This window comes from Gilliamella sp. B2838, assembly GCF_026536185.1.
In the GTDB taxonomy this organism is placed as follows: Bacteria; Pseudomonadota; Gammaproteobacteria; order Enterobacterales; family Orbaceae; genus Gilliamella.
In genome coordinates this window covers 358,199-380,346 of sequence record NZ_JAFNOO010000001.1, presented here as the reverse complement: position 1 = coordinate 380,346, position 22,148 = coordinate 358,199, and the positions used below count along the sequence as shown (strand labels likewise).

Genomic DNA, 22,148 nt, shown 5'->3' with positions numbered 1-22,148 from the left:
TTTTTATAATACATCATTATTCAAATACATTTTGCGGCAATGAAAAATTCCGCAATTTTAACAATGTCAACGGACCACCACCTAATTGAGTGCGTAAAATAAAGCGTAGTTTACGATCATCGGGTGCATTCCAAATCAATTCATAACGACTTGAATCTAATGGTTTCACAGATGCTGATTCAAGTAGACGTATCCATGCCCAATCACCACTATAGTACTTATAAAGACGCATTCCAGATGCATCACTACTCCAACTCAATTGTGAAGAAAGTGAATAGCCATCGCCTGGCCAGTTAAAGCGTTGCCATGTTGGAATTTGATTAAAATACTCTAATTTTTGTTTATTAATTACCAATTCAGAACGCGCGATGTTATTTCCACTGCGAGGCATGATATCAAACGACAAAGCAACATCACCACTTGATAATATTTCTGTTGCAATTTGATTAAATAGTGTTAAAGCTTCAAGGAATTTAGGTGAAAAATTTAAGCCCTGCGCATTAGCTGTATTCACAACCCAGCTTCCACCTTTCTTCTCTAATACACCACTTAATTCACTGATAATAAAACGATCGATAATTCCAGTGTCAGGTCGTAAAAAGCGCGCTAATTCCGCTAACGATGCATCATTTTCTCTGTCTTTAAATGGATAACGGCCAGAAAACGATTTTTCCCATTGACTTGCCACATAATTATTCCATAGATCGTTAAAGCTTGTGGCGGCAGGCTCTAAAACGACTTGCCATGCTTGTTCTAAAGGCTGTTTAAATAAATTGTAACCAAACCCAGACCACTCCTCACCAAGATTTGCCGCGATTAAGTTGCCATAATCGCGTGTTTCAGTTAAATCGACAGAAGTCCCTTTAAAAACGCTTTTTGCTAATTCTTGCATTCTTGCTTGAGGATCTGCGCTGTTTGTAACATTTTGTAACTTGAGGCGAACTTGTGTCACTCTCAGTAAATAAGTTTGCAAAGAAAGTCCATTAGTATTGTCATTTTTTAACAAGTTGTTCACAGGTGAAAAAGTTGCTGTTAATGGACCTGATGCTTCATTATTTTTAGGTAATCCTGTTTGAGATTTACTCCCCATAAGTTCTTGTGCTGAACGAATCAAACTGTCGGACAATCCATCCCCGGTATATGCCACTTCTGATTGGTATTTCACCACATTCATAAGCGCAATTAATGGTGATTGTCTGGTATCAGCCAGTAAAGTGAGTTGCTCAATGACATCCGATACATTATCGGCTTTATGCCACTCAATTGTATTTAAAAATTGTAACCAAGCGGCACTATACTCACTAAAATAACGTTCAGTAAGTTGTTGTTTTAACGTTTCGGGCGAAATAGATGATGTTGATGCATTTACCCCATCACTTAATACCCAATCGATTTGTTCTTTACGTGACTTAGCAATATTATCAATTTCATCTTTGATGGTATCATCCCAAGCTTTTCGGGTATAGACACCAGGTACATCCATATCATTCGAAAAGAGTAATCGGCTATCTAAACCTTCAAGCAATTGATTTAAGTTTTGATTTGCATAGTGCTGGCTTGCTCGCTGAATCATCTCTTGGTAAAGGGTATTTACCGCATTTTGTACACCAATATTATTAATCAAAATTTGGCGGACGTCTTTAATCAAACGCGGATTGCTAGATAGTGCCCAATCAGGATGCATATTGAGTACTTGTCCCCAAAAACGAACCAAATCCGGCATTAAACGTAACCAATCACCATCATTTACTCCTTGAGGTGCACGCCATATTTCACTAGCAAATTTGCTTAAATAATCTCCATCACTTTTATCCGGATGATTCATCATTAAATAAGCTTTCAATGCATCGTATGCCGATTCTACCAGTTTATTTCGTCTAGGATCATTTGGTGGTAATTCAGTCAGTAATGTTAAGTACTGAGTTATATTGTCATAAAATGGCGTTGCAATATTGCGTGAATTGGTTGCACGATAGGTAAGCCACAATTTATTTAATAGCTCATTATTATGATTTAAGCCAAATCGATACGATAATGGTGCACCGTGTTGTTGCCGAAAAAGTAACTGTTCTAAACGTTGTTGTAACTGGTATTGAGTTTGCAATTGAACCGTATAGTTTTGCGTTACTGAATTATCAGCTTGTTTAACCAATTCGACGCTATCATTGATTAGTGATGCATTACGGAAAAATGAAGTCAGTAATGCAACACTTGTCACTGTCATTACAGCAATTAAAGCGTAACAAGATAATAACCCCCATTGAATCCCCATTCTTCGTCCAAATTGTAAATTTGCATCATCACTAATTGACTGCCATGTTGGTGTCATTAACAATGAATGTTCAAAAAAAGAGGAATCGTGATTTGAATTTTGCTGGTTAGACATAAAAAACAGACCACGAACGCAAGGAGAGAAACGGAAGGAAGTCAGCAGGGTCAAGTAACGTTTAATATTAGTGATATCACCTTTAACTAAATTTTGGCTAATTTGCAATAAAAAGGCGTGACAAACATTCTTTTTGATTTGTTGTATTCCACGTTTACTACAATCTTTGGCTAATTGATTAAGTGATAAATCAACAGACTCCATTGACTCTTTTTTTAACGTTGAAAAGAAAATGCCAACACTTTGTTCAATGCGCCCAGCTTGTGACCACTCTTCTTTTTGCCTTGCAACTAAATAAAGTGGTGCCGACCAATTTAAAATTTTATTTCGTTTATGTAACTGGACTACTGCTTTTTCGAGAGCTAATTGATGTTGCCGTGTATTATCTAAATAATGCTCAGGTAAAGCCCAAATTAAGGCATTAATTGGTTTTCCCCAAAAAGGCACACAACGAGAAAGTTGTTTTTTTAAGGCTTGCAACCAAGGAGTATTGACCTCATCTTGTATATCTCCACCATAAATCATTAACGTCTCATCACATAATTGCCAGCCTTCAGCCGTTAAATTTGGTAATAAAGCTTGAACATCAGAAGCAGAGCCTAATACTAAACATTTGCGAATTTTATAGCGCCAAAAGATGCCGTAGCGACTATAAAAAAACTTAACTATTTCATCGAAAAAACCAGTCTTTTCGGATTTTTTTGTTTTTTTATCATCAGTATCAATATGACTTTTATCCATCATTTTGAAGTTGAATTTTATTATTTTATTTAATGACAAAAATATCAAATTGTTTAGATGCGATAATACCAATGCAATAATGATTACGACAGTTGTTGCTAACCATTTATCGCCATTGGTCGTAAAAAAAGAAAAACTGTTTTGCCAAATAAAATAAATAACGATAATTGCAATCAGAAATAACAATATCATCCAAGTTATAGTGATTTTTTTCATTTGTTCTATTTTCCCTGCAAATATTCAACAACTTGAGCACTAATGTTTGGATTACCGACTATCACAAACTGTTTATTCTTAGTTGTTAGTGTGTTTTCTACAGCTAAAGCTAATGCCAGCCAATAAGTACTATAACCTACAGAACCAATCGAGGTATCGATATTAAAAATGCCGTTTGGTTTGAAATCAATGTCATTAAAGTGATTCATGATTTGAATATTAATGTCGTTTGATATACCGCCATACCAAACACCGTCAAAACGTTTATTATCTGTATTTCCCCACAATAGAGCTTTATCTATTGTTTGACTTAATGAATCTGTCTGTTCACTACGGCACACTTTTACTAAAGGTAACTGTAAGGTTGATAAAAATGGTGTTTTAACTGCGCGTTCGCCTGCTAATAGCATTAATGATGCAAATTCGCCTTCATTTTTTGTTGGGGAATTAAATAAATGAGCACTAATAACAAGTAGCAAATCGTCATCATGATCACTATTGTCTAGCCATGCTTCTATAAATTTAGAACTACTTTTAGTGTCTTCAATTTTAAAACTCGAAGTACGAATAAGTGAACCTACCGTTTGTGACCATAGGTTTTCAAGATTCTCGATTGGACTTGTTGAATCAATAAAAAAACGCACATGAATGTTCAAATCCGATGGTAACTGGTTAAAATAAGATTTGTAATGCTGTTGCCATTGTTTAAATAGTGGCTCTAATCGTTCATAAAAATCACCACTATTTACATTATTAGGTAAGGATAATGCACTATGTGGAATAATACTACTACCACTTGGATGACGCTTAGTAATCAGTGCAAATCGGTTATTAACAATACCGTTGGCATTATTATATTCACTATATTCGGTGGTAAGGTTGTAATACAAAACATATAACCCACGCCTTGCGTAGTTAACCAGTTGTTGATAGCGTATATCTCGGTAAGCGTTCCATTGTTTAATATAGGTTTCTCGATAACCTCTATAATAAAGACCATACAAAAATATAAACACCCAAATTAAAACTGGTAAGACTAATGCTCCGAATACAAATAATAAATTAGCTATGGTGTAAAAAAAGCTCAATACAAAGGTAGTGATGCATCCTATTATAACAAAAACGATTAATAACCCCCCAAAAAATAAAAAGTTAAATTTCTTGGGGTTAGGTAGGGTGGGGGGTAATGATGTTAAATCAACAGACATTAACCTTTCCCCACATTAGTTAGCGATGAAATTAACACACATCCACAAGCAGCATGGTGACCATCTAACGCGACGGGCTTACCCTGATCAAGAAAGGTTGGCTCTCCCTCAATGATGGGATTGACACCATGATCTTTTTTCGGGCAACTAACCATATCTCCGATGCGCGCTAAGGGCTTTCCTTGAATAATTGTTGTTGAGGAGGCCGAAATAACTTTGCCACCATGATCTGTCGAATCGCCTAAGCGAATAACGCCACGCAATTTACCCATTGTTTATTTCCTATTATTTTTTATTTTATAATTAATAATGTTTGTATTCGCAAGCAACATTAATCTTTAATACTGTTAAAAAATACCTAATACCGCCAATTTTTTAAATAACATTACTCCCTTTGTGCTAAAAAAAATGCATCATCAATAATTTCAATTTTGTTTAGTATATGCCACTCTTTGTCACCGGCTTCCTTGGCAAAAAATGCACTATAACGCGCTTGTTTTTTGCTTAAAATCTGTTCCATCCTTTTCCCGTATAATTTTTTGATAAAGGGCATATTGGCTTTTAACCAGTCATCAGGCAAATTCTCGATGGTAAAATCAAAATAGACTCGTTTCCTTTTTCTCCCAGAAATATAGGTAATATCTTCAGTAGGAGGCATATCCTCATATGAATTTTTAAGACTCTGCACAACAATCCGACCAAAACAAAAGCCATCAGACTTTCCTTGACGACGAATATGCTGTTGTCCTAACGGGGTTAAACTATAACGATAAATAGGTTTGCCATCATCTTTACCGGCAGGCTCTTCGCTAAATAGCCCCATCTGAGCAAAAGCATGTAATGAATTGTTTAGAATATTATTATATTTGATATTAATTGATTCAGCAGGCGGAGATAGGGTATTTATTGATGTATAAGGATAAACGCCTTTCCCCGGAAAATATAAACAAAACCCTTTATCACCATTAGGGTTAGATGCATCAAACTCTTGTTGAATTTTCTCTTTAAAATGCGCAAAGTCACACTTGGTGAGTAAAAACACTATCCCACCAAGTATTAATATTACGATTATTCTCATATTCATGATGTACCTCTTATCTATCGTTATTCTTAAGTTTAAATTATAAATAAACTGCTGTACAAGCAGACCTATGCTTGGTGCTCAATATTGTAGGGTGGATACATTTTATCCACTAAGTCATACTGTTTTTCAATTTCGGCCAATTCTGCTTTCGAGCGGGCTTTCGATGCTTTATCAACACCTTCCGGCCAGATAATCGGTGAAGCAAAACGAGGGTTGATCTCATGTGACCAATGTGTTGGTTGTACTTCACTTTCATAACTTAGTTCACGTGCAAATGACATATACTCCATAATCCACAGCCATTCATCATAAAGTACAGGTTCATCACATACTAAAAAATAATCAATTACTTCAAAGGTACCGGGTTTACAGGCTGCTAACCATAATTCGTTAACAACCCCTTTATGGCGTGAAAACGCACTTAAATTATCCCACTCAAATACTTTAATATCGGGAGTTGCCATTCGTATTAAGACTTTCCATGGAAACCAAATATAATGTTTATTCAATTGTGGGTCGTAAACATAGACTTTACCGGTTTGTCGATTAAAACGGACCGGAATATCGGCAGGTAACATTAAACTGCGAATGGTATAACCAGTAGCATAAATACCAAAGCTTGGTATAACAATAGCATTAAAACCTACCGCCAAAAGGGCTACTCCGATACTTCCAGTTCTGGTTATAGATACCACTATAGCGTATAAAAAAATACTGGCAATAATTAGTCCAACAATAAAAATTAATAATCCAATTAAGATATAGAATGTTCTATCACTGTTACTAAATCGTCCCACTTCACAATAGGTATCATCGGCATAACGCATCCCTTTTAAACAAGGTCTCCCTTGTTTATCTTGCTTAAAGCGTGTTCCTGAATCATAACGGGAGATAGATTTTTCTAAATCTTTTGTCCAACCCCAAATTTTGGGGGTATAACGCGTACTGTTAAACATAATTATTGATCCTCTACCTAATTCGATTTAATACATTATTGGTTCAGGTGTTTCGTATATTACAGTATTTAGTACCGAACTGGTGACTAATTGATCTTCAATGGTTAGGGGTTCTTCATTCTTTTTAGTTGTATCGGCAATATAATTAAGGAATAACCTTACCTTTAAGCCATTGGTAGAGGGCAGTTTTACTAGTTTTTTATTTACAACTAGTGTACCTATTTGTTGAGTAGGAATATTGCTATCATTCTCTTGGTCTGTTACAACAGTTTTATCTAATATCATAACCTCTTTTGAACTTGATTCGTTTTCATTAGTTATGGTCGTTATCAATGTGTTGATAGGCGATAAACCATTGGTTTGCTGAACGGCTGGATTAGTCATTTCAAAATCTTCACCGTTACCATTAAAACTAATCATAGTTTGTTGTGAAGAGGTACTATCATCGATAATCACCAAACCATCATATTTACTAGTTGTGTCATTAAAATTGGGTACTTCCATCACTAACATAACGGTTGGTGCATCATAATCCATCCCCATTATAGTACTGTATTGAAGTTTCAGATTAACCTTAATGCCTTGCACACAAATTAGAAAATCATTCATAGCTTGTTTTAAGCCAACAAGGGTTAATGGGTAAGGTTGTTTTGAACCATCATTAATTTCGCGTAGTCCAAACGCGCAGCGGTCAAACCAAATTTCCATTGGTGTTAGTCGATAATATTCACTTAGCACCGCACAAAGTATGCTTAATCCAGCTAGTACAAGCGCGCCCACTAATCCCAAAGGGCCAGCGATTGCAAAAGGAGCCAATATTGCAAGAGAGACCGATCCTAAACCAAAAAAACCAGAAACAGAGTACCCTTTTTTAATATCAATGGCAGAAAAAAATAAATCTTTTATGTTTCCTAGAATGCCAATAACTCCAAGAGCTTTATTGATTATTTTTAAGTTATTAAGGATTAATTGATTCACTTGTTTAATGCCTAGTTTTGCTGTAATTGACTCCATTCCTGGCAAAATATTGTTGACCTTACTACCAAATTTTTTAATTAAATCACCATAAATTTTTAATGCTAATAGTGTTGACGAGCTATAACCCATTATAATATCTATACGTAATTTAAGAACTTTATTTGGATCGACTGAAAAGCTTTCAAGTTCTTTAATATTATCTTGTGTGGATTTATGTTCCATAATCAATGAAAAGACATTGATTATAGTTAATCCGCTAAATTTGCTAAAATTAACAGCAGATTTAACCTTTTTTTGCATCCACTCCTGATTTTTTTGATTAATTATATTAATAACGCGTTTTGCTCTCTCTTTATTTTGAGTTTGTTTGGCAAAGATGACTTCGATTTCATTAGCGCCGCAGGCTCGTATACTTTTTAGCTTGTTTTGTAATTTATTGAGATTGACATTTTGATCGTTAACGCGATTAAAATATTCTGCTAACTCTTTTGTCTGTTCGCCATTGCCTTTAATAAAGAATTTTAACATTAATGTTTTTTCAACTTCTGTTGGGGTAATGACAGTACCTGAAGAGGGAATTTTGCTTTTTAACAGTTCTATATTATCTGATTTTATATAAGCGGTAACTTCACTAAAATGTATATTATCGCGTTTAAAGATTGTTCTAACGCCCGTTCCGTTGATAATGTCATGACCTGCTTGATACGAAAAAGAGGGATGATATTGTGTCATTTGAAGTAAGGCATTCCCCATATAAGTTAAAATAGTACTTGCCATTGATTCAATGGCTTTCGATTCATTATCAGTTAAATAAGAAAAAACTTGATCAGCTAGTTTATTTGCAGCATCTTCTCCATCTAACATATCCCAAAATGATTTTTCATTACCGGCTATTGCACTATAAATTAATCCCTTTTTGTCTCTGATTATCTCGTCCCATACACCAAGAATATAAAAATTATTTTTTTCGCCTGCTAAAATGTAACTTAAGTCCATTAATTTACGTTGATGATTAGCTGCATCCTTATAGTCAATTTCTATTTCCCAAAATTTTACCTCATTATAGCGGCTAATTGTTTGTTTGGGATATATCACGTCTTTGATGGCACCATCAAGTGCTATAGCTTTGCCATTCTCACCAGATAAATAAGTTGATGTTTTAATTTGTTTACCTAAAAACCAACGCAAATTTAGTACATAATCTCTTGGGCTTTCTTTTATTTGTTCTTGTAGTTGCTTAAACTTTTCATCATATTCTTGTTTAAATTGTTCTAATGCGCCTTTTTTTAATTGACTTTCGAGTTTTTTCCAATACTGATCAAACTTATACGATGCCATACCTGCTTTACTTAATTGATAGTGAATATTTCCTAAATCATCCACTTCAGCACTGGTATGATCATATGCCGGTTTGTTGTTCCATACATCACTGATATTGGTAGGATAAGAAACATAAATATCACCAGGCTCTGATTTATCTTGATAGTGTTTTTGTGTACTTTCTTTGTACGTGGTAATTAATTCAGCTATTGTTTTTTTGTGAATTATTTCCTCAGAAAAAAGTTTATTATAGGTATAAGGGTATAATTCACTGTTTTTGTCTGTTTTACTATCAAGTTTTTGATCACCTGTAAAATTATTTTCAACATTAAGCTGAAAATTTAAATCTTCTAAAAGACCTAAGTGGTCTTCTAACACTATGCCCCCTACTTTTTTTCCTGATTTACTTTCATAATTCGAAACAAAGTTAGCATAAAGTTCTTGCTGTTTTTTTCGATCTTTATAATTAGGAAGATATTGGGTTTTTCCCGATAAATTAGGCAAAAACTCTAAAATAGGTAATGACCAATTTGTTAATTCGACGCCCCTTGTATTAGATGTAGGGGATTGACAAAAAGAAGTTAAATCGATTTTAGTAAAACGCGCTAATTGAGTGGTTTTTTTATAATGGTTTCGTGCCTTTTTATTCCATGGGTATCGACTATATGCTATCCATAAATAAGGATTTTTTTGTAATAGTTTGTCATTAAGCTCTACTGTAATAAATGAGGCTGGTACAAAATGATTATTGACTGTACAAGTTTCAGGTAATGGTTCGCTTTTTTCTTTTTCTAAATCTTCTGGTCGTTTTTCTAATAAAATCCCATCCTCAACCACTTGATAATAGCTAATATAATCTTTTTGTGATTCACTTTTGCCTCCCAAAACATAGACATAACCTTCTCTTAATGGTCGTAATATAGATTGATGATCTTGAAATTTTTCGGCAGGCTCTCGATCATCCAAAGAAGGAATAACGGAATCGTCTATTTTGGATGTAGACCATTTAGGATTAATTGCTGATTTCCGTAATAAAAAAATTGGATAGCCATGCCTTTCGCAAGCGTGCCCGTTGGTATTTAATGAGTCAATTTTTTGTGATTTACTTGACACTGATTCCTTACTGACTGGTGACATGTTATACCTCTTAATTGTTTTATTCTACTTCAATACCAATTTCGTTCCACATCGATTGTGAGAATGTTTCAAAGGTTTCATTTAATGTTATTGAATCTTCTATAGCAAGTTTGACTGCATCAGAAAAATTTTTATACTTCATAAGATCTTTGCCTGACATCAATGAATAAAAACTATATGATATGATATCTTCACCTTTAGTTAAGCCTATGCTCTTTGCATGAATTATTTGGTTAGCACTGCGTAATAGAGCATCATGCGGAAAGAAGTCTGCATATTCTTTCCACAAATCGGCAAGTCCAAAAACTAATATGGGTTGTTGTTGTTTTTGGAGTGCTTTTTTTAAAAATATATTTTGAAATGAAGATAACGTATTGGCGTTATTTAAGTTCCTTAATATTTCTAACTCACCATAATAATTCAAAAAAATATAATTAGCAGCAAAGTCAAAGTAGAATAAAGTGGCATTTTCCTGTAATAAACACTCTTTTATAACTTGTAATCGAACGTGTTCAAAAAATGGTACAAATTCATTGGTCTCAGGGTTGCTCAATGTTCCCAATTTGTTACCATATTCAACCAATTTTTCCGCAAGCAAATCTATGGATAATTCGCTACTTATCCATCCACAAATATAGTGTCTATAAAGTTCTTGTTCCTTTTGACTTGTCCTTAACATTAGTTCGATCAGTTCTAATTCAATATCTTCATTAGGTTTTGCTAATAGAATTAAATGTGGACAATGATTAGGATCGTAATATAGATCCGAACGTAAAACTGGTTGTACATCCTCTTTGCTAAACACACCTTTAATATTATCTAATGTTAACAATTCTATATCCCTTAATGATTTAAGAGCATCAACAAGTAGATAACGATAGCAATTGGTTTTGTTTTCGTTTAAGCCATTTATTAAATTCTGTAACATTTACCTTAAATCCTCACGACATTTAGTTCCAGCAGGCAACACTGGTGGTGGGGCACTATAGTTTGATGGGCCAAGAAGATTAAAACTGGCAGCCAAAACCTGAACATCACCTGGTGCAATAAGTTTTATACTGCCTTCTTCCAGTACGATTCCAACTCCATCACAAGTTAAAGTAAGTTTTTTATTGGCTGAAATAATTACTTCATTATCAGTACTTGTGATTTTCATATTTTGTTTGGACGTTAAAAGCATTTCATTATTTTGTGCCTGTATATCGATATTACCTTTTGATGCAAATATTTTAATTCCCATTTTATTGGCAAATAAACTTATCATATTTCCAGCTGTCACCATAAAACGTTTGAAAGTACTGATGTCGACACTGTTTTGTGCTGTTTGAATGATGTTTTCACCCGCTGTTTGTTGAATTGAACTTGGGGTTACATTTGCTATACCCGAAGGTGCATAGTTCACAATAGCGGGTTGTTTTAACTGCTGTAGGCTTTGTTCAAGTAATTGTTTTTGTGATTGTAAATCTGCTAATTCAGCTTCTGCCCCCTGTGCTAATTCGTTAAGTCTTTTTACTAGTTCGCAAGCTTGCTGTAATTCATTAATGGCTTTATCCATTTGCAGTTGAACATTACTCGCTTTACTTTGTTCTTCACTGGTAATATAAAGCCCTTTACCCGCACGTATTGCTCCCCACTCATCACTACGCAGTTCAAATCCTTCACCTCGTTGCTCTTTTTTTTCATTAACAAGATGACCAATGTTTAGCTGCGTTTTTCCGTATTCAGTAGCTAATTTTATGTGTTCTTGGCCTCGCTTATCATCCATGCGCAATTTATTATTGGCTGGAGTTCGAATTACATTGCGGTGTTTGTTAGCTGTTGCAACGTGATCTGGATGAGCGCTGTCATGCATTGCATGCGAAATATAAGGACGATCAGGATTACCATCGGTAAAGGCAATAGCGACTTCGGTGCCTTCAATAAGTGGAAAATGAAAACCATAAGTGCTACCAGCGTAAGGCTTGGCTAGTCGTACCCATAAGCTTTCTTCGCCAGGTTTCCAGTTTTTTAAATCAAAGTTAAATTTAACTCGATAACGACCTTGAGTATCAAGGTAGCCGTAGGTATCGTTATCTGGACTGGTAACTCTTGCTGGCACTGTACCTGCAACTTGTGGCCATGGCAGTGGAATAGGGCGATAAGGCTTCAATGGGTTATAAGGGATAGCTGTAAACTTCAGTTGATATGATTCACTGCGGTTACCTAAACTTTGTGTGGTAAGAATAATTATCCCTTCACTCAAGCCATTGATCGGGTTTTCGCTAATAATTATGCGTTGCCCTGGGGTTAAAGTATAATCGTTACTGCAACCATGAATCACAACTTTATCGCTAATATAATGCTGATGACGAATTTTTGCATACCACTGACCACTTTCAATTTTATTGTCATCTCCATGCTCTTTATAGTGTTCACCATAACGATAATCAGTACCAAAGGTTGTGTTATCTTGGGGTAAGGAATTAACGTTTGAATGTTGGTTTGCTTCAGCTAAACGATAATTGTAATCTTGGGTAGTGACGTCGCGCTCAACCATTTTACTTTGTAGCTGTAAATCCCAGATACTACTAAGTAAACCATCTATCATGTCGCTTGGTGCTTTAAATGGGATTTTGCCAGCGTTTTCAAACCCTTGCTCATAATCACTCATTACCAACACATCGCAATGGTGCTCAGCATGACTTTCAAAGCGAAACCAAATCCCCACATCACTTAATAAGCGCTGAATAAATTCCAGATCACTTTCCTGCCATTGAGTAATGAGTTCACGTGCAGGGTAGCTTTCTTTAAGCTCTAGTCGATAATCAACGCCGGTAAAACCATGGCTACGCAGTACTTCTTCAACCACGCTGACTACGCTTTGATTTTGAAATATTGCACTGCTTCGACTCAATGAGAGTCGGGAAAGTCGTGGTGATAAGACTACCTCATATCGTGCTTCATCTTTGTTAACAGATAGTTGATTAAAGGCAGTAATTATTCCATAACAAACTCTTGAATGACTTTGTGGCGTCACGGCACTAAGTGAGCTGAGTACTGTGGTTAAGGCATTCGCGCTTATAGGGTTAAAAATAAATGATGCTGGTTGATTTAACACATCATCAACCAATAATCCTTTATCACTGCTAGTAAAAGTAATAGCATAATGCCATGGCTGGTTAAGCTGTTCATCCCCTTTAATTTGTAAAATAGAAATGGGAGATGACACGCCATCGATCATGAGCGTATAGCGATTGTGGCCCATAGTCGGTAACTTATTGAGCAAACCTTCACCTAATTGCTGCGTAAGCTGATTAAATGCTTTTACCATACTGATCCCCTATCTATTTAACCTTACTTTTTGGTTTACTACTATTTTTTATATTTTTCTCAGTAGTATTTTTTTTCGGTTTTACTTTTTGATTTGGCTGTTTAGCCCACTCAAGTATAATGCCGTCATTTTCATCAAAATCGAGAATTAGTGTTTGCGTTGTTTCTTTATGGTTAATATTTTGTAACAGTAAGCTTGAAACTACGGGTAAAATTTGTTGATTCAAAATACTGTCGATATTTCTGGCTCCGGTATCTGGGAGTAAACACGCGGCAACTAATTGGTTGTAGAGCTGTTTGCCAACATTAAAATCAATTTTGTAATGTTTTTGTAATCGAGACGCGACTTTGTTCAACTTCATTTCCACAATATGCCGTAAGGCATTGTCGCTTAGTGGGGTGTAAATAACGGTCTGGAAACGGGCAAGTAGTGCCGGTTGAAAGTGTTCTCGAATAATTGGGCGCAATAATTCATGTTGGGTGGCAACATCTGCTTGAGGCATTTGTTCAAAAAGTGTCATCAGTTCATCACTGCCTAAATTCGATGTCATTAAAATTAGTGTGTTGCGGAAATCAATTTCGCGACCTTCACCATCGCGCATAAAACCACGATCAAAAACTTGATAGAATAGGTTAAGTACATCACGGTGTGCTTTTTCCACTTCATCCAATAAAACAACACTATAAGGACGCTTTCTGACGGCTTCTGTTAATATGCCTCCTTGACCATACCCAACATAACCCGGCGGTGATCCTTTTAGCTGTGATACTGTATGAGATTCTTGATACTCAGACATATTGATAGTAATTAGCGATTGTTCACCACCAAATAATGTATCAGCTAATGCTAAAGCCGTTTCGGTTTTACCAACTCCTGATGGTCCAACCAGTAAAAATACGCCCATTGGTGCTTCTTCTGACGTGAGTCCGGTTTTAGCTGCGCGAATTCGCTTGGCAATTTCATGCAAGGCATTATCTTGACCAACTACACGTGAACGCAGATCGTCTTCAAGAGTTAGTAAATGGCTTTGTTCATCTTTTAATAAACTTTCTAAAGGCACGCCGGTCCAATCAGCAATAACAGAAGATACGGTGCGACTATCAACATCGAGTGATAATAATGGTGTAGTACCTTGTAGCTTTGTTAACGCTTTTTGAGTATCAAGTAGTTGTTTACGTAATTTTTTATCGGCTTGAGGTGTTAATTTTTTGCGTAATTCAATTAATTTTTCAACTATTTCTTTTTCTTTTTGAAACTGGGTTTGCTCGTCAGTTAAGTGTTGTGTTAATTGTTTTAATTGGTTATCGATTTCGGTTATATGCTCTGTTGATGTTATTTCACCAAGCAAAGCATCCGCTTCAATCGCTTGTTTTTCAATAGTGAGTGCATCAATTTTAGCTTCAATTTTTGTTATTGATTCAGGAATGGTATCAAGTCCCATTCTAACTCGCGCCGAGGCAGTATCTAATAGATCGACAGCTTTATCTGGCAATTGTCGGCCACTAATATAGCGTCGAGATAGCAACACTGCTGTTTTAACTGCTTCATCAAGAATGTGAACGCCGTGATGTTTTGCATAACGGGATTTTAGTCCCCGTAACATAAGGTTTGCTTTTTCATCATTCGGTTCATCGACTTTAACCATTTGGAACCGACGTTCAAGTGCAGCATCTTTTTCAAAGTATTGTTTGTATTCTGACCATGTTGTGGCAGCAATAGTCCTAAGTTCACCTCTGGCTAACGCAGGTTTTAATAAGTTAGCCGCATCTGCACCACCAGCAGAATTACCAGCCCCGATAATCGTATGCGCTTCGTCAATAAACAGCAATATTGGAGTTGGCGATTGCTGAACAGCGTCAATCACATTTTTCAGTCGTTGTTCAAATTCACCTTTAACACCAGCACCTGCTTGTAATAATCCGAGGTCTAGCGTAAGTATACTGACATCTTTTAGATTATTGGGTACATTACCTTCTGCAATACGTAATGCTAATCCTTCGACTAATGCAGTTTTCCCAACCCCCGGTTCACCTACTAAAATTGGATTATTTTTACGGCGTCGAGATAAAATATCTACCATTTGACGAATCTCGTCATCACGACCAAATACGGGATCAATTTTACCTGTTTTGGCTTTTTCGGTGACATTTTCAGTAAAACGGGTAAGGGCTGCTTGTTGATGATTTTGTTTAGTTTTTGTTTTTAAAACAGATGATTGCGATGTTTTAGTTTCTGTCATGTTTTCGCTGGTATTGGTTTGCGAGGCTCTATCTAATTGATCTTCTGTATGAGTGAGCTCTTCAGCAGAATAGCGATATTGATTACTTGGATTTTCATCAGACATTTCATCTAACATTGCACGCATTTTTTGTAATGAAATAGCTGATAAACTCAATAATTGCCATGCATTTTGTGCTTTTAAACAATGAGGGTTTTTTTGTAGTGCCTGTAAAATATGCACGGAACGAATCATGTCTTCGTTATCTTCTAATGAAGCTTGTAGCCATGCTGATTGTAATATGGCAATCAACGATGATGATAAACTGGGTTTTTCATTAATTGTATGGGGTAATGCATCTAGATAACTGAGTAAACCTTGCCAAATGCTATCCATGTCGAGTTGATAATGCCTTGCAATAACCGTAATATCTCCTGAACCTTGTTCTAATAATTTTAATAACCAATGTTCCAAAGTAATTTCAGTATGTGCTCGTGTTTGGCATAATCCCGCAGCTGCTTCAAGAGCCTTTGCACAATAGGGATTTAGTCGTCTTAATAACACAGAAGGATCAGCAATCATGAATATTCCTTTTATTCTTTTAATAGTAACCAATAATGGTTGATCCTATTAATAACAGGATCAACCGATGCGACATTAGCCTCGGCTTTCAACCCAACTGTCTGAATGGATTATATTGCCATCTTTGTAAGTCCAAGTTATTTTTTCATAACGTAGTTCAACACGTTCTAAGTGATTGTATTGCTCTTTAGTTGGATCTTTAATGTTATGCATTTCAGGTTTAATCGATACCACTTTTACACCATCCATCAATGTATTAAAGTATTCGACTTCTTGTCCTGCATCATTAATTTTGTACCATTTGATTTCAACAGATTTTAAGTTTTGACCAGTGGTCACTGCTTTATAAAGGTAAGGTGATGAAGCATCGACTTCTTTCACAAATTCAAGTGGTTTGTGCACGCGGGTTCCGGTTAATTTTCCAGTATTACCATCAGTAGGTATGTAAACTTTATGATCAAATTCAACCACTTCTACACTACCTTCACGTCCGACTACCGTTACAGAACCTTTTATTTCTGCACCACCGTCATCTTTAAGAAACATATATGCTGGGACTGCCATTGTATTTACTCCTTTTGTTTTTTTGTTACTAATTTTTATTTATGGTTCGTCAAAATGCAATTTGACATTTGAGGAATTAAACTAATTTCTACACGCCTGTTTTTGGCACGATGTTCAGGGGTATCATTATCCACTAACGGTTTTTTAGCCCCATATCCTTGTATTGCAAAACACGTTTCTGGAATATCACTGGTTTTGATGATCCAGTTTCTTACCGCAACAGCTCGTTCAAGCGATAGCGTTAAGTTTTTATTTTCATCACCTGTAGAATCGGTATGACCGGTAATTAAAATAAGCCAGCCTGTTCCTTGATTAGCATTAATCTGGTTTTTCATTTCCATTAAAGCGTTAATCAATATTTTACTTGAGTCTGGTTTTAGGTTTGACTGGCCCACTTCGAAGAGCGATAAACTATCCAGACGAATCACTGGTGGTTCTTTGACTACCACTTCAGTTTCTTTGACAATAATTTTTTCTGGTTCAGGTGGTTTTGCCACATAATCACTCATTGTGATATTTAATGGTTCGATAAGTCGTAAACCTTGATAAAGCCCCATACCTAAACGAACAGGCTCACCTTGTGCAAGGTATTGATTTAAGATTGCTCTATCATTTTTTAATTGTTCAAGCGCTTGGCGTTTTTCTTCATAAGAGTCCATAGGAATTAACTGGTAATGATGAATATCATTTTGAACTTGCTCGGCAAGTTTAAGGTTATTCCAAAATGATGCACCCAAACAGCCCATTCCAAAAAGGGATGTGATAATGATTAAACCGCAAATCATGGTACAAATTGGCGAAAATGGGTATGCAATTGGCATAAACTTAACTAATGCATCGGGTGGACTGATGATTTCTTGTATTTTATGTGTATTAGGAAGTGGTAAGGTGGTCAAACTTTCCCACAATTTTTGGATAACGTTATCGCTAGTAATAGATTGATTAGTAGGATAAATAGCCATCGCTGTTGGTACACATTTGGTAATAGGCTGTTTTGAATCTGTTAGCGTACTTAATACGACATGTTCAATCCAAGACTGGGTTTCGATCAAGAAAGGTCTAAGTCGTAATCGACGTTCTCGTTCGTCAGACGAAATTTTGATGTCATTTACCCAGTTATCAATTGGTGATAAATAACGATCAAGCAAGTATAAGCGCTCATTAACTAATTGAAACCAGTAAATGGGTAATGGATTTTGTTCATCATAAATTAAATCATTAAAACCAATATGTGTAGATATATAGACAGGTAATTGATATTTTGCAATGCGGCATGTGTCAACCCAAGATTGACGAAAAGCTTGTAACTTTGCAATCAATAATCCTTGTTTGTCTTCTAATTCAGGTGCAATAGCTAAAAATATACCAACTCGACCTAACATGTCAGGCCATTTTGAGATTAATGAATCATAGACAATTGGTAGGTGTGAAAACTCTTCAACATAAATCCAAACCGCTTCAGATGAGACTAAAACATTTGATTCAGCTAATGATAAATCATTAGGGAAAAAATCCTTCGCAGCACTACCTGTTACCAATAAAATCGGTAAACGATAGCGTTGTCTTGCTGGCAATAAATCTAGTTTTTGAGTTAAAAATTGGATATTGGCTGTTGATGAAGCAAGTATTTGTCGGTATCGCTTTAGTCGCCATAAAAGTCCACCCGCAATCACTATAATTACAATAGTTCCAATTATCTTCCAACCAATGGTTATGGGTAAAAAAACAAATAGTAACAATAGGCTCAATATGACTGCGTAAATAATCTGGATACGCTTAGGGTAATCGCTCATAAAACTCCCTTTTAACCGACAATTTGTTGAATCAATGTATCGAGTCGATAATTTAATACAAAATATAGCGCTACGACGGCAACTATCGATAATCCAGTGCAAGATAATAAGGCTGTCTTTCGCCCCCAATAACGATGAGTTTGTGTTTGTTCAATTATTGGATGTGATTGCTCTGGTTCATATTCACGCAAAGCTTCGCGCAAGGCTAAAATGAGATGTTCTCGTTCCATTTGCGGTTTATCAAGATAACGACCTTGAAAGCCTAATCCTAATACACGATCAAAACAACTCAACACTAAAAAGTCTTTTTTATCTGCTTTTAATCGTGCACGAACTTTGTCAAATAAGTCATTGCCGGCATTATGAGTATTAAAAAAGATAACTTGTAATGGTGCACCTAACCATTCATCGTAATCTTGATTTTTAGGATTATCGCGATCACAAAGCAAGACTGTTTCATCTAATAATGCACACAATGCATAGCTGATATCATCAATCACGTCTTTACTGTATTGAGCGTTAAACAATTTTTCCCTAACGGCCATTACTTGTTGTTTACAAAGTTCATATAATTTGTGACCAGAAGGGATATCTGCTTTAGCTTTAAGTTGTACCACCACTAAGATTGAATCTCTTAGCAATTCATCAATAACCACTTTTTGAGGTTCTATACTCATATTGTTTTCCTAAGATCGCAAAACCGCGAACAGTTCCATTGAAATATCAGGCATTGCCCTTGGGACATAAAATTCGCAACATCGGGTTAGTAACATATTTTTTGCTGCTTGATTTGAAAGATCCAATGCAAAATATTGATTTTCCAAACGCATCGGTATTGCCGCAGGTACATGACTTAGTGCTTTTATAGGTATGCCCGACAGCGCTGAATGTATAATTTGTCTTACATCATCAGGTGCCCCTGCTTTACATAAAATAGGAAATTGCGATTGCAATTGATGACCAGGCATACTTGAACGAACTGAAAGATAAAAATCTGCATCTTCAACAAGGCGAGAATCATTTAACCGACCAGTCCACAGTGTATCTTTGTCATGAACTAGGTCAATTTTGATCACGCGAGATGGTAGACTTTCTTCTAACAGGTTACGGACTAATCCAAATAGCGGAGGAAACACTTCATTGAGTTTTTCATGTTGGTAAGCAGGTATATCATCAACGTCATTCGCCAATGAAAATGTTAGTAAAGCCCCTGTTAGTGCAGTTAGCGTTTGATAAAGATTTTCCGGATGAATAGTTGGATTATCCCGTAAGAACTTAAGTTGTGGTTCAAAAGTGTTTAATGCATTTAAGAGCCAAAATAAAGAGACATCAGCAATTGCAAATTCCGCCATTTGCTGATTACGCTCATGACGCATACCCATTAAGCGCTGGCGTTTTGCTTGTATTTGAACACAGAGCAGTTCTAATTCTTTTAATAGTGCACCACTTTGAGTGAAGAGATTCATAAGTGGTGGAATATAGTCAAAGTCTAGAACAAATCGACCATTTAAATCACGCTTTAATTTAGCAATTGGGCAGGTTAGGTAATCACTATGATCTTCAAAGTCGAATAAAAACGTTAAGGCATAACGCTCTACAGCAATGGTTTCAGCATTTTGACCAAATAAGTCAGTTACTTCAATCCATTCTTGTCGATAACGTAAAGGTCGCTCAAGGCGCTGATTATCTTGTAAACAGTTGCCTCCGTTCGCTTGTAGTAAAGCAATACCTACCAAAACAGTAACCTCTTCAAGCTCGACAGGGATTTCTGTATTGAGTGATCTAATTTCCGGTAATTTATCTGCAATATCGGTATTAATGACCACGCCATCAGGAAAACGGATACTAATAGATTCAGCCATGAGGCGATCAGCTGTTAGCGCTTGCGTATCTATAGTCAGCTTTTCAATTCCCCACGGATTAGCCACCGACATGGCGGCTAACTTTTGTGATGAAAATTGATTCCATAATGCCTGTTGTTGGAATTGTTGAGGCGTCAAAAAGACACCTTCATTCCATAAAGGACGAAAAATTTTCATGTATCGTAACACTCCCAGTATTTATATGAATGATATTACGCTTTGGCTTTAGGCATTTGTGATACCATTGACAAATTAATATCCATTCCTTCAATCTGGAAATGAGGAATTAAAAATGTTTTAACACGGAAAAATCCTGGGTTATCTTCAATATCCTCAACCATTACTTTCGCTTCTCGTAATGGATGTGCTGCTTGAACTTCATCGCTTGGATCGGTCATTTCGGTAACAAGATTGCTAATCCATTTATTTAATTCGAGCTCTAACACACGACGATCTTTTGTTGCACCAATATTTTCACGTTGAATGACTTTCAAATAGTGTGCAATGCGTGATAATAAGAAAATATAAGGCAAGCGCGCATTGATACGGCTATTTGCGGTGGCTTCTTTTGTGTCATAAAGAGCAGGTTTTTGTGTTGAATTAGCCGAGAAGAAGCATGCATAATCTCTATTTTTATAGAAAGATAGAGGAATAAAACCTAAGTTTGCAAATTCAAACTCACGTGTTTCAGGAATAAGAACTTCTGTTGGAATTTTAACTTGATTACCTGTTCCTAAATCATAAAGATGGATAGGTAGGTCTTCAACTAGTCCACCAGCTTGAGGGCCACGAATCTGAACACACCAGCCATTGCGTATAAAACTTTGTACCATATTAGCTGCAAAAGCATACGAAGCATTAGCCCATAAGTAACGGTTATGTTCAAGACCTTTAACGTCTTCAATATAGTTGAAACTACGCACTGGCACAGTATCAGGTCCGTAAGGTAGGCGCGCAAGTACTCTTGGTAATGTTAACCCTACATAACGAGAATCATCAGTATCACGGAAACTATTCCATTTGGTGTACTCTGCACGATCAAAATAGTTGGCGATGTCTTTTATCGCTGCGACTTCTTCCATCGTTTCTTTACCAAAGAATTTAGGTCCTACTGAACCGATAAATGGCATATGTGCTGCTGCTGAAACTTTTGAAATGTTACGTAATAAAGCAATATCTTGTGGATTACGATCAAATTCATAATTTGAAATTGTCACACCAATTGGTTCACCACCTGGTGTGTCATATTCCTGAATATAGGTATGTCGATAAAAACCGGTTTGGATAATTTCAGGAGCATCTTCAAAATCTTGACGTAGTTCTTCTTTGGATACATCTAATAATTCAATTTTCACATTACGACGAAAATCGGTACGATTTACTAGAAATTTTAATCCACGCCAAGTTGCTTCAATTTCCTGAAATGTTTCATTATGCATAATAGCATCAAGTTGACGGCTCAATTTTTGATCTATTTGGCTAATATGATAATCTAATAAATGTTTATCAAGTTTTTCAATTTTTTGAGAAGAATTTTGAATCAGTTTAAGAAGGATATTAACAGCTATAGTAACTCGTTCATCTTGTGAAGATTCTGACAATACGTCATTATCTTCATATTTATCAATTTCGCTCGCTTTTTCAATTGGATTTAAATTAATTTTGTTGAATAAAGATTGATAAACACTACCGTTATCTTCTAATGCTACTTTATTTGCATTGTTTTGTTCTTTTTGTACAGTCATCATTTTTTCCTTACATTCGTATCAAACACAGTATTCCTTTTTAGAAAG

Annotated in this window: 14 protein-coding genes; all 14 read right to left on the bottom strand. The window is 35.9% G+C overall.

The features are described from left to right. Positions 1-16: 16 nt before the first annotated feature. Positions 17-3,343, bottom strand: a complete 3,327-nt coding sequence (locus J3U63_RS01745) for an ImcF-related family protein (RefSeq protein WP_267370305.1) — start codon at positions 3,341-3,343, stop codon at positions 17-19. Positions 3,344-3,348: 5 nt separating this feature from the next. Further along, positions 3,349-4,347, bottom strand: coding sequence for a hypothetical protein (locus J3U63_RS01740; RefSeq protein WP_267370304.1), 999 nt, complete (start codon positions 4,345-4,347; stop codon positions 3,349-3,351). 203 nt (positions 4,348-4,550) lie between these two features. After that, positions 4,551-4,823: a PAAR domain-containing protein gene (locus tag J3U63_RS01735; protein ID WP_082209441.1), complete on the bottom strand. Its 273-nt coding sequence runs from the start codon at positions 4,821-4,823 to the stop codon at positions 4,551-4,553. Positions 4,824-4,936: 113 nt separating this feature from the next. Then, positions 4,937-5,635 carry a hypothetical protein gene (locus tag J3U63_RS01730; protein ID WP_267370303.1) on the bottom strand — a complete coding sequence of 233 codons (699 nt, stop codon included), beginning with the start codon at positions 5,633-5,635 and terminating at the stop codon, positions 4,937-4,939. A gap of 65 nt (positions 5,636-5,700) precedes the next feature. Then, positions 5,701-6,591, bottom strand: a complete 891-nt coding sequence (locus tag J3U63_RS01725; protein ID WP_267370301.1) for a DUF6708 domain-containing protein — start codon at positions 6,589-6,591, stop codon at positions 5,701-5,703. A 27-nt stretch (positions 6,592-6,618) separates the two neighbouring features. Then, positions 6,619-10,026, bottom strand: coding sequence for a toxin VasX (locus tag J3U63_RS01720; RefSeq protein WP_267370300.1), 3,408 nt, complete (start codon positions 10,024-10,026; stop codon positions 6,619-6,621). 19 nt (positions 10,027-10,045) lie between these two features. Next, positions 10,046-10,954 carry a hypothetical protein gene (locus J3U63_RS01715; protein WP_267344939.1) on the bottom strand — a complete coding sequence of 303 codons (909 nt, stop codon included), beginning with the start codon at positions 10,952-10,954 and terminating at the stop codon, positions 10,046-10,048. Beyond that, positions 10,955-13,336 carry a type VI secretion system Vgr family protein gene (locus J3U63_RS01710; RefSeq protein ID WP_267370298.1) on the bottom strand — a complete coding sequence of 794 codons (2,382 nt, stop codon included), beginning with the start codon at positions 13,334-13,336 and terminating at the stop codon, positions 10,955-10,957. Between the two features lie 13 nt (positions 13,337-13,349). Continuing rightward, the gene (tssH, locus tag J3U63_RS01705; protein ID WP_267370296.1) at positions 13,350-16,136 is read right to left on the bottom strand and encodes a type VI secretion system ATPase TssH; all 2,787 of its coding nucleotides are present in this window, start codon (positions 16,134-16,136) and stop codon (positions 13,350-13,352) included. A gap of 75 nt (positions 16,137-16,211) precedes the next feature. Then, complete coding sequence (locus J3U63_RS01700) at positions 16,212-16,700, bottom strand: Hcp family type VI secretion system effector (RefSeq protein ID WP_065632981.1); 489 nt, start codon at positions 16,698-16,700, stop codon at positions 16,212-16,214. Positions 16,701-16,735: 35 nt separating this feature from the next. Then, positions 16,736-18,493 carry an OmpA family protein gene (locus J3U63_RS01695; protein WP_267370295.1) on the bottom strand — a complete coding sequence of 586 codons (1,758 nt, stop codon included), beginning with the start codon at positions 18,491-18,493 and terminating at the stop codon, positions 16,736-16,738. An 11-nt stretch (positions 18,494-18,504) separates the two neighbouring features. After that, positions 18,505-19,170 carry a type VI secretion system protein TssL, short form gene (tssL, locus tag J3U63_RS01690; RefSeq protein WP_267344944.1) on the bottom strand — a complete coding sequence of 222 codons (666 nt, stop codon included), beginning with the start codon at positions 19,168-19,170 and terminating at the stop codon, positions 18,505-18,507. Positions 19,171-19,179: 9 nt separating this feature from the next. After that, positions 19,180-20,532, bottom strand: a complete 1,353-nt coding sequence (tssK, locus tag J3U63_RS01685) for a type VI secretion system baseplate subunit TssK (RefSeq protein WP_267344945.1) — start codon at positions 20,530-20,532, stop codon at positions 19,180-19,182. 35 nt (positions 20,533-20,567) lie between these two features. Next, on the bottom strand, positions 20,568-22,100 hold the full coding sequence (tssC, locus tag J3U63_RS01680; protein WP_065632985.1) for a type VI secretion system contractile sheath large subunit: 1,533 nt from the start codon (positions 22,098-22,100) through the stop codon (positions 20,568-20,570). Between the last annotated feature and the right edge of the window lie 48 nt (positions 22,101-22,148).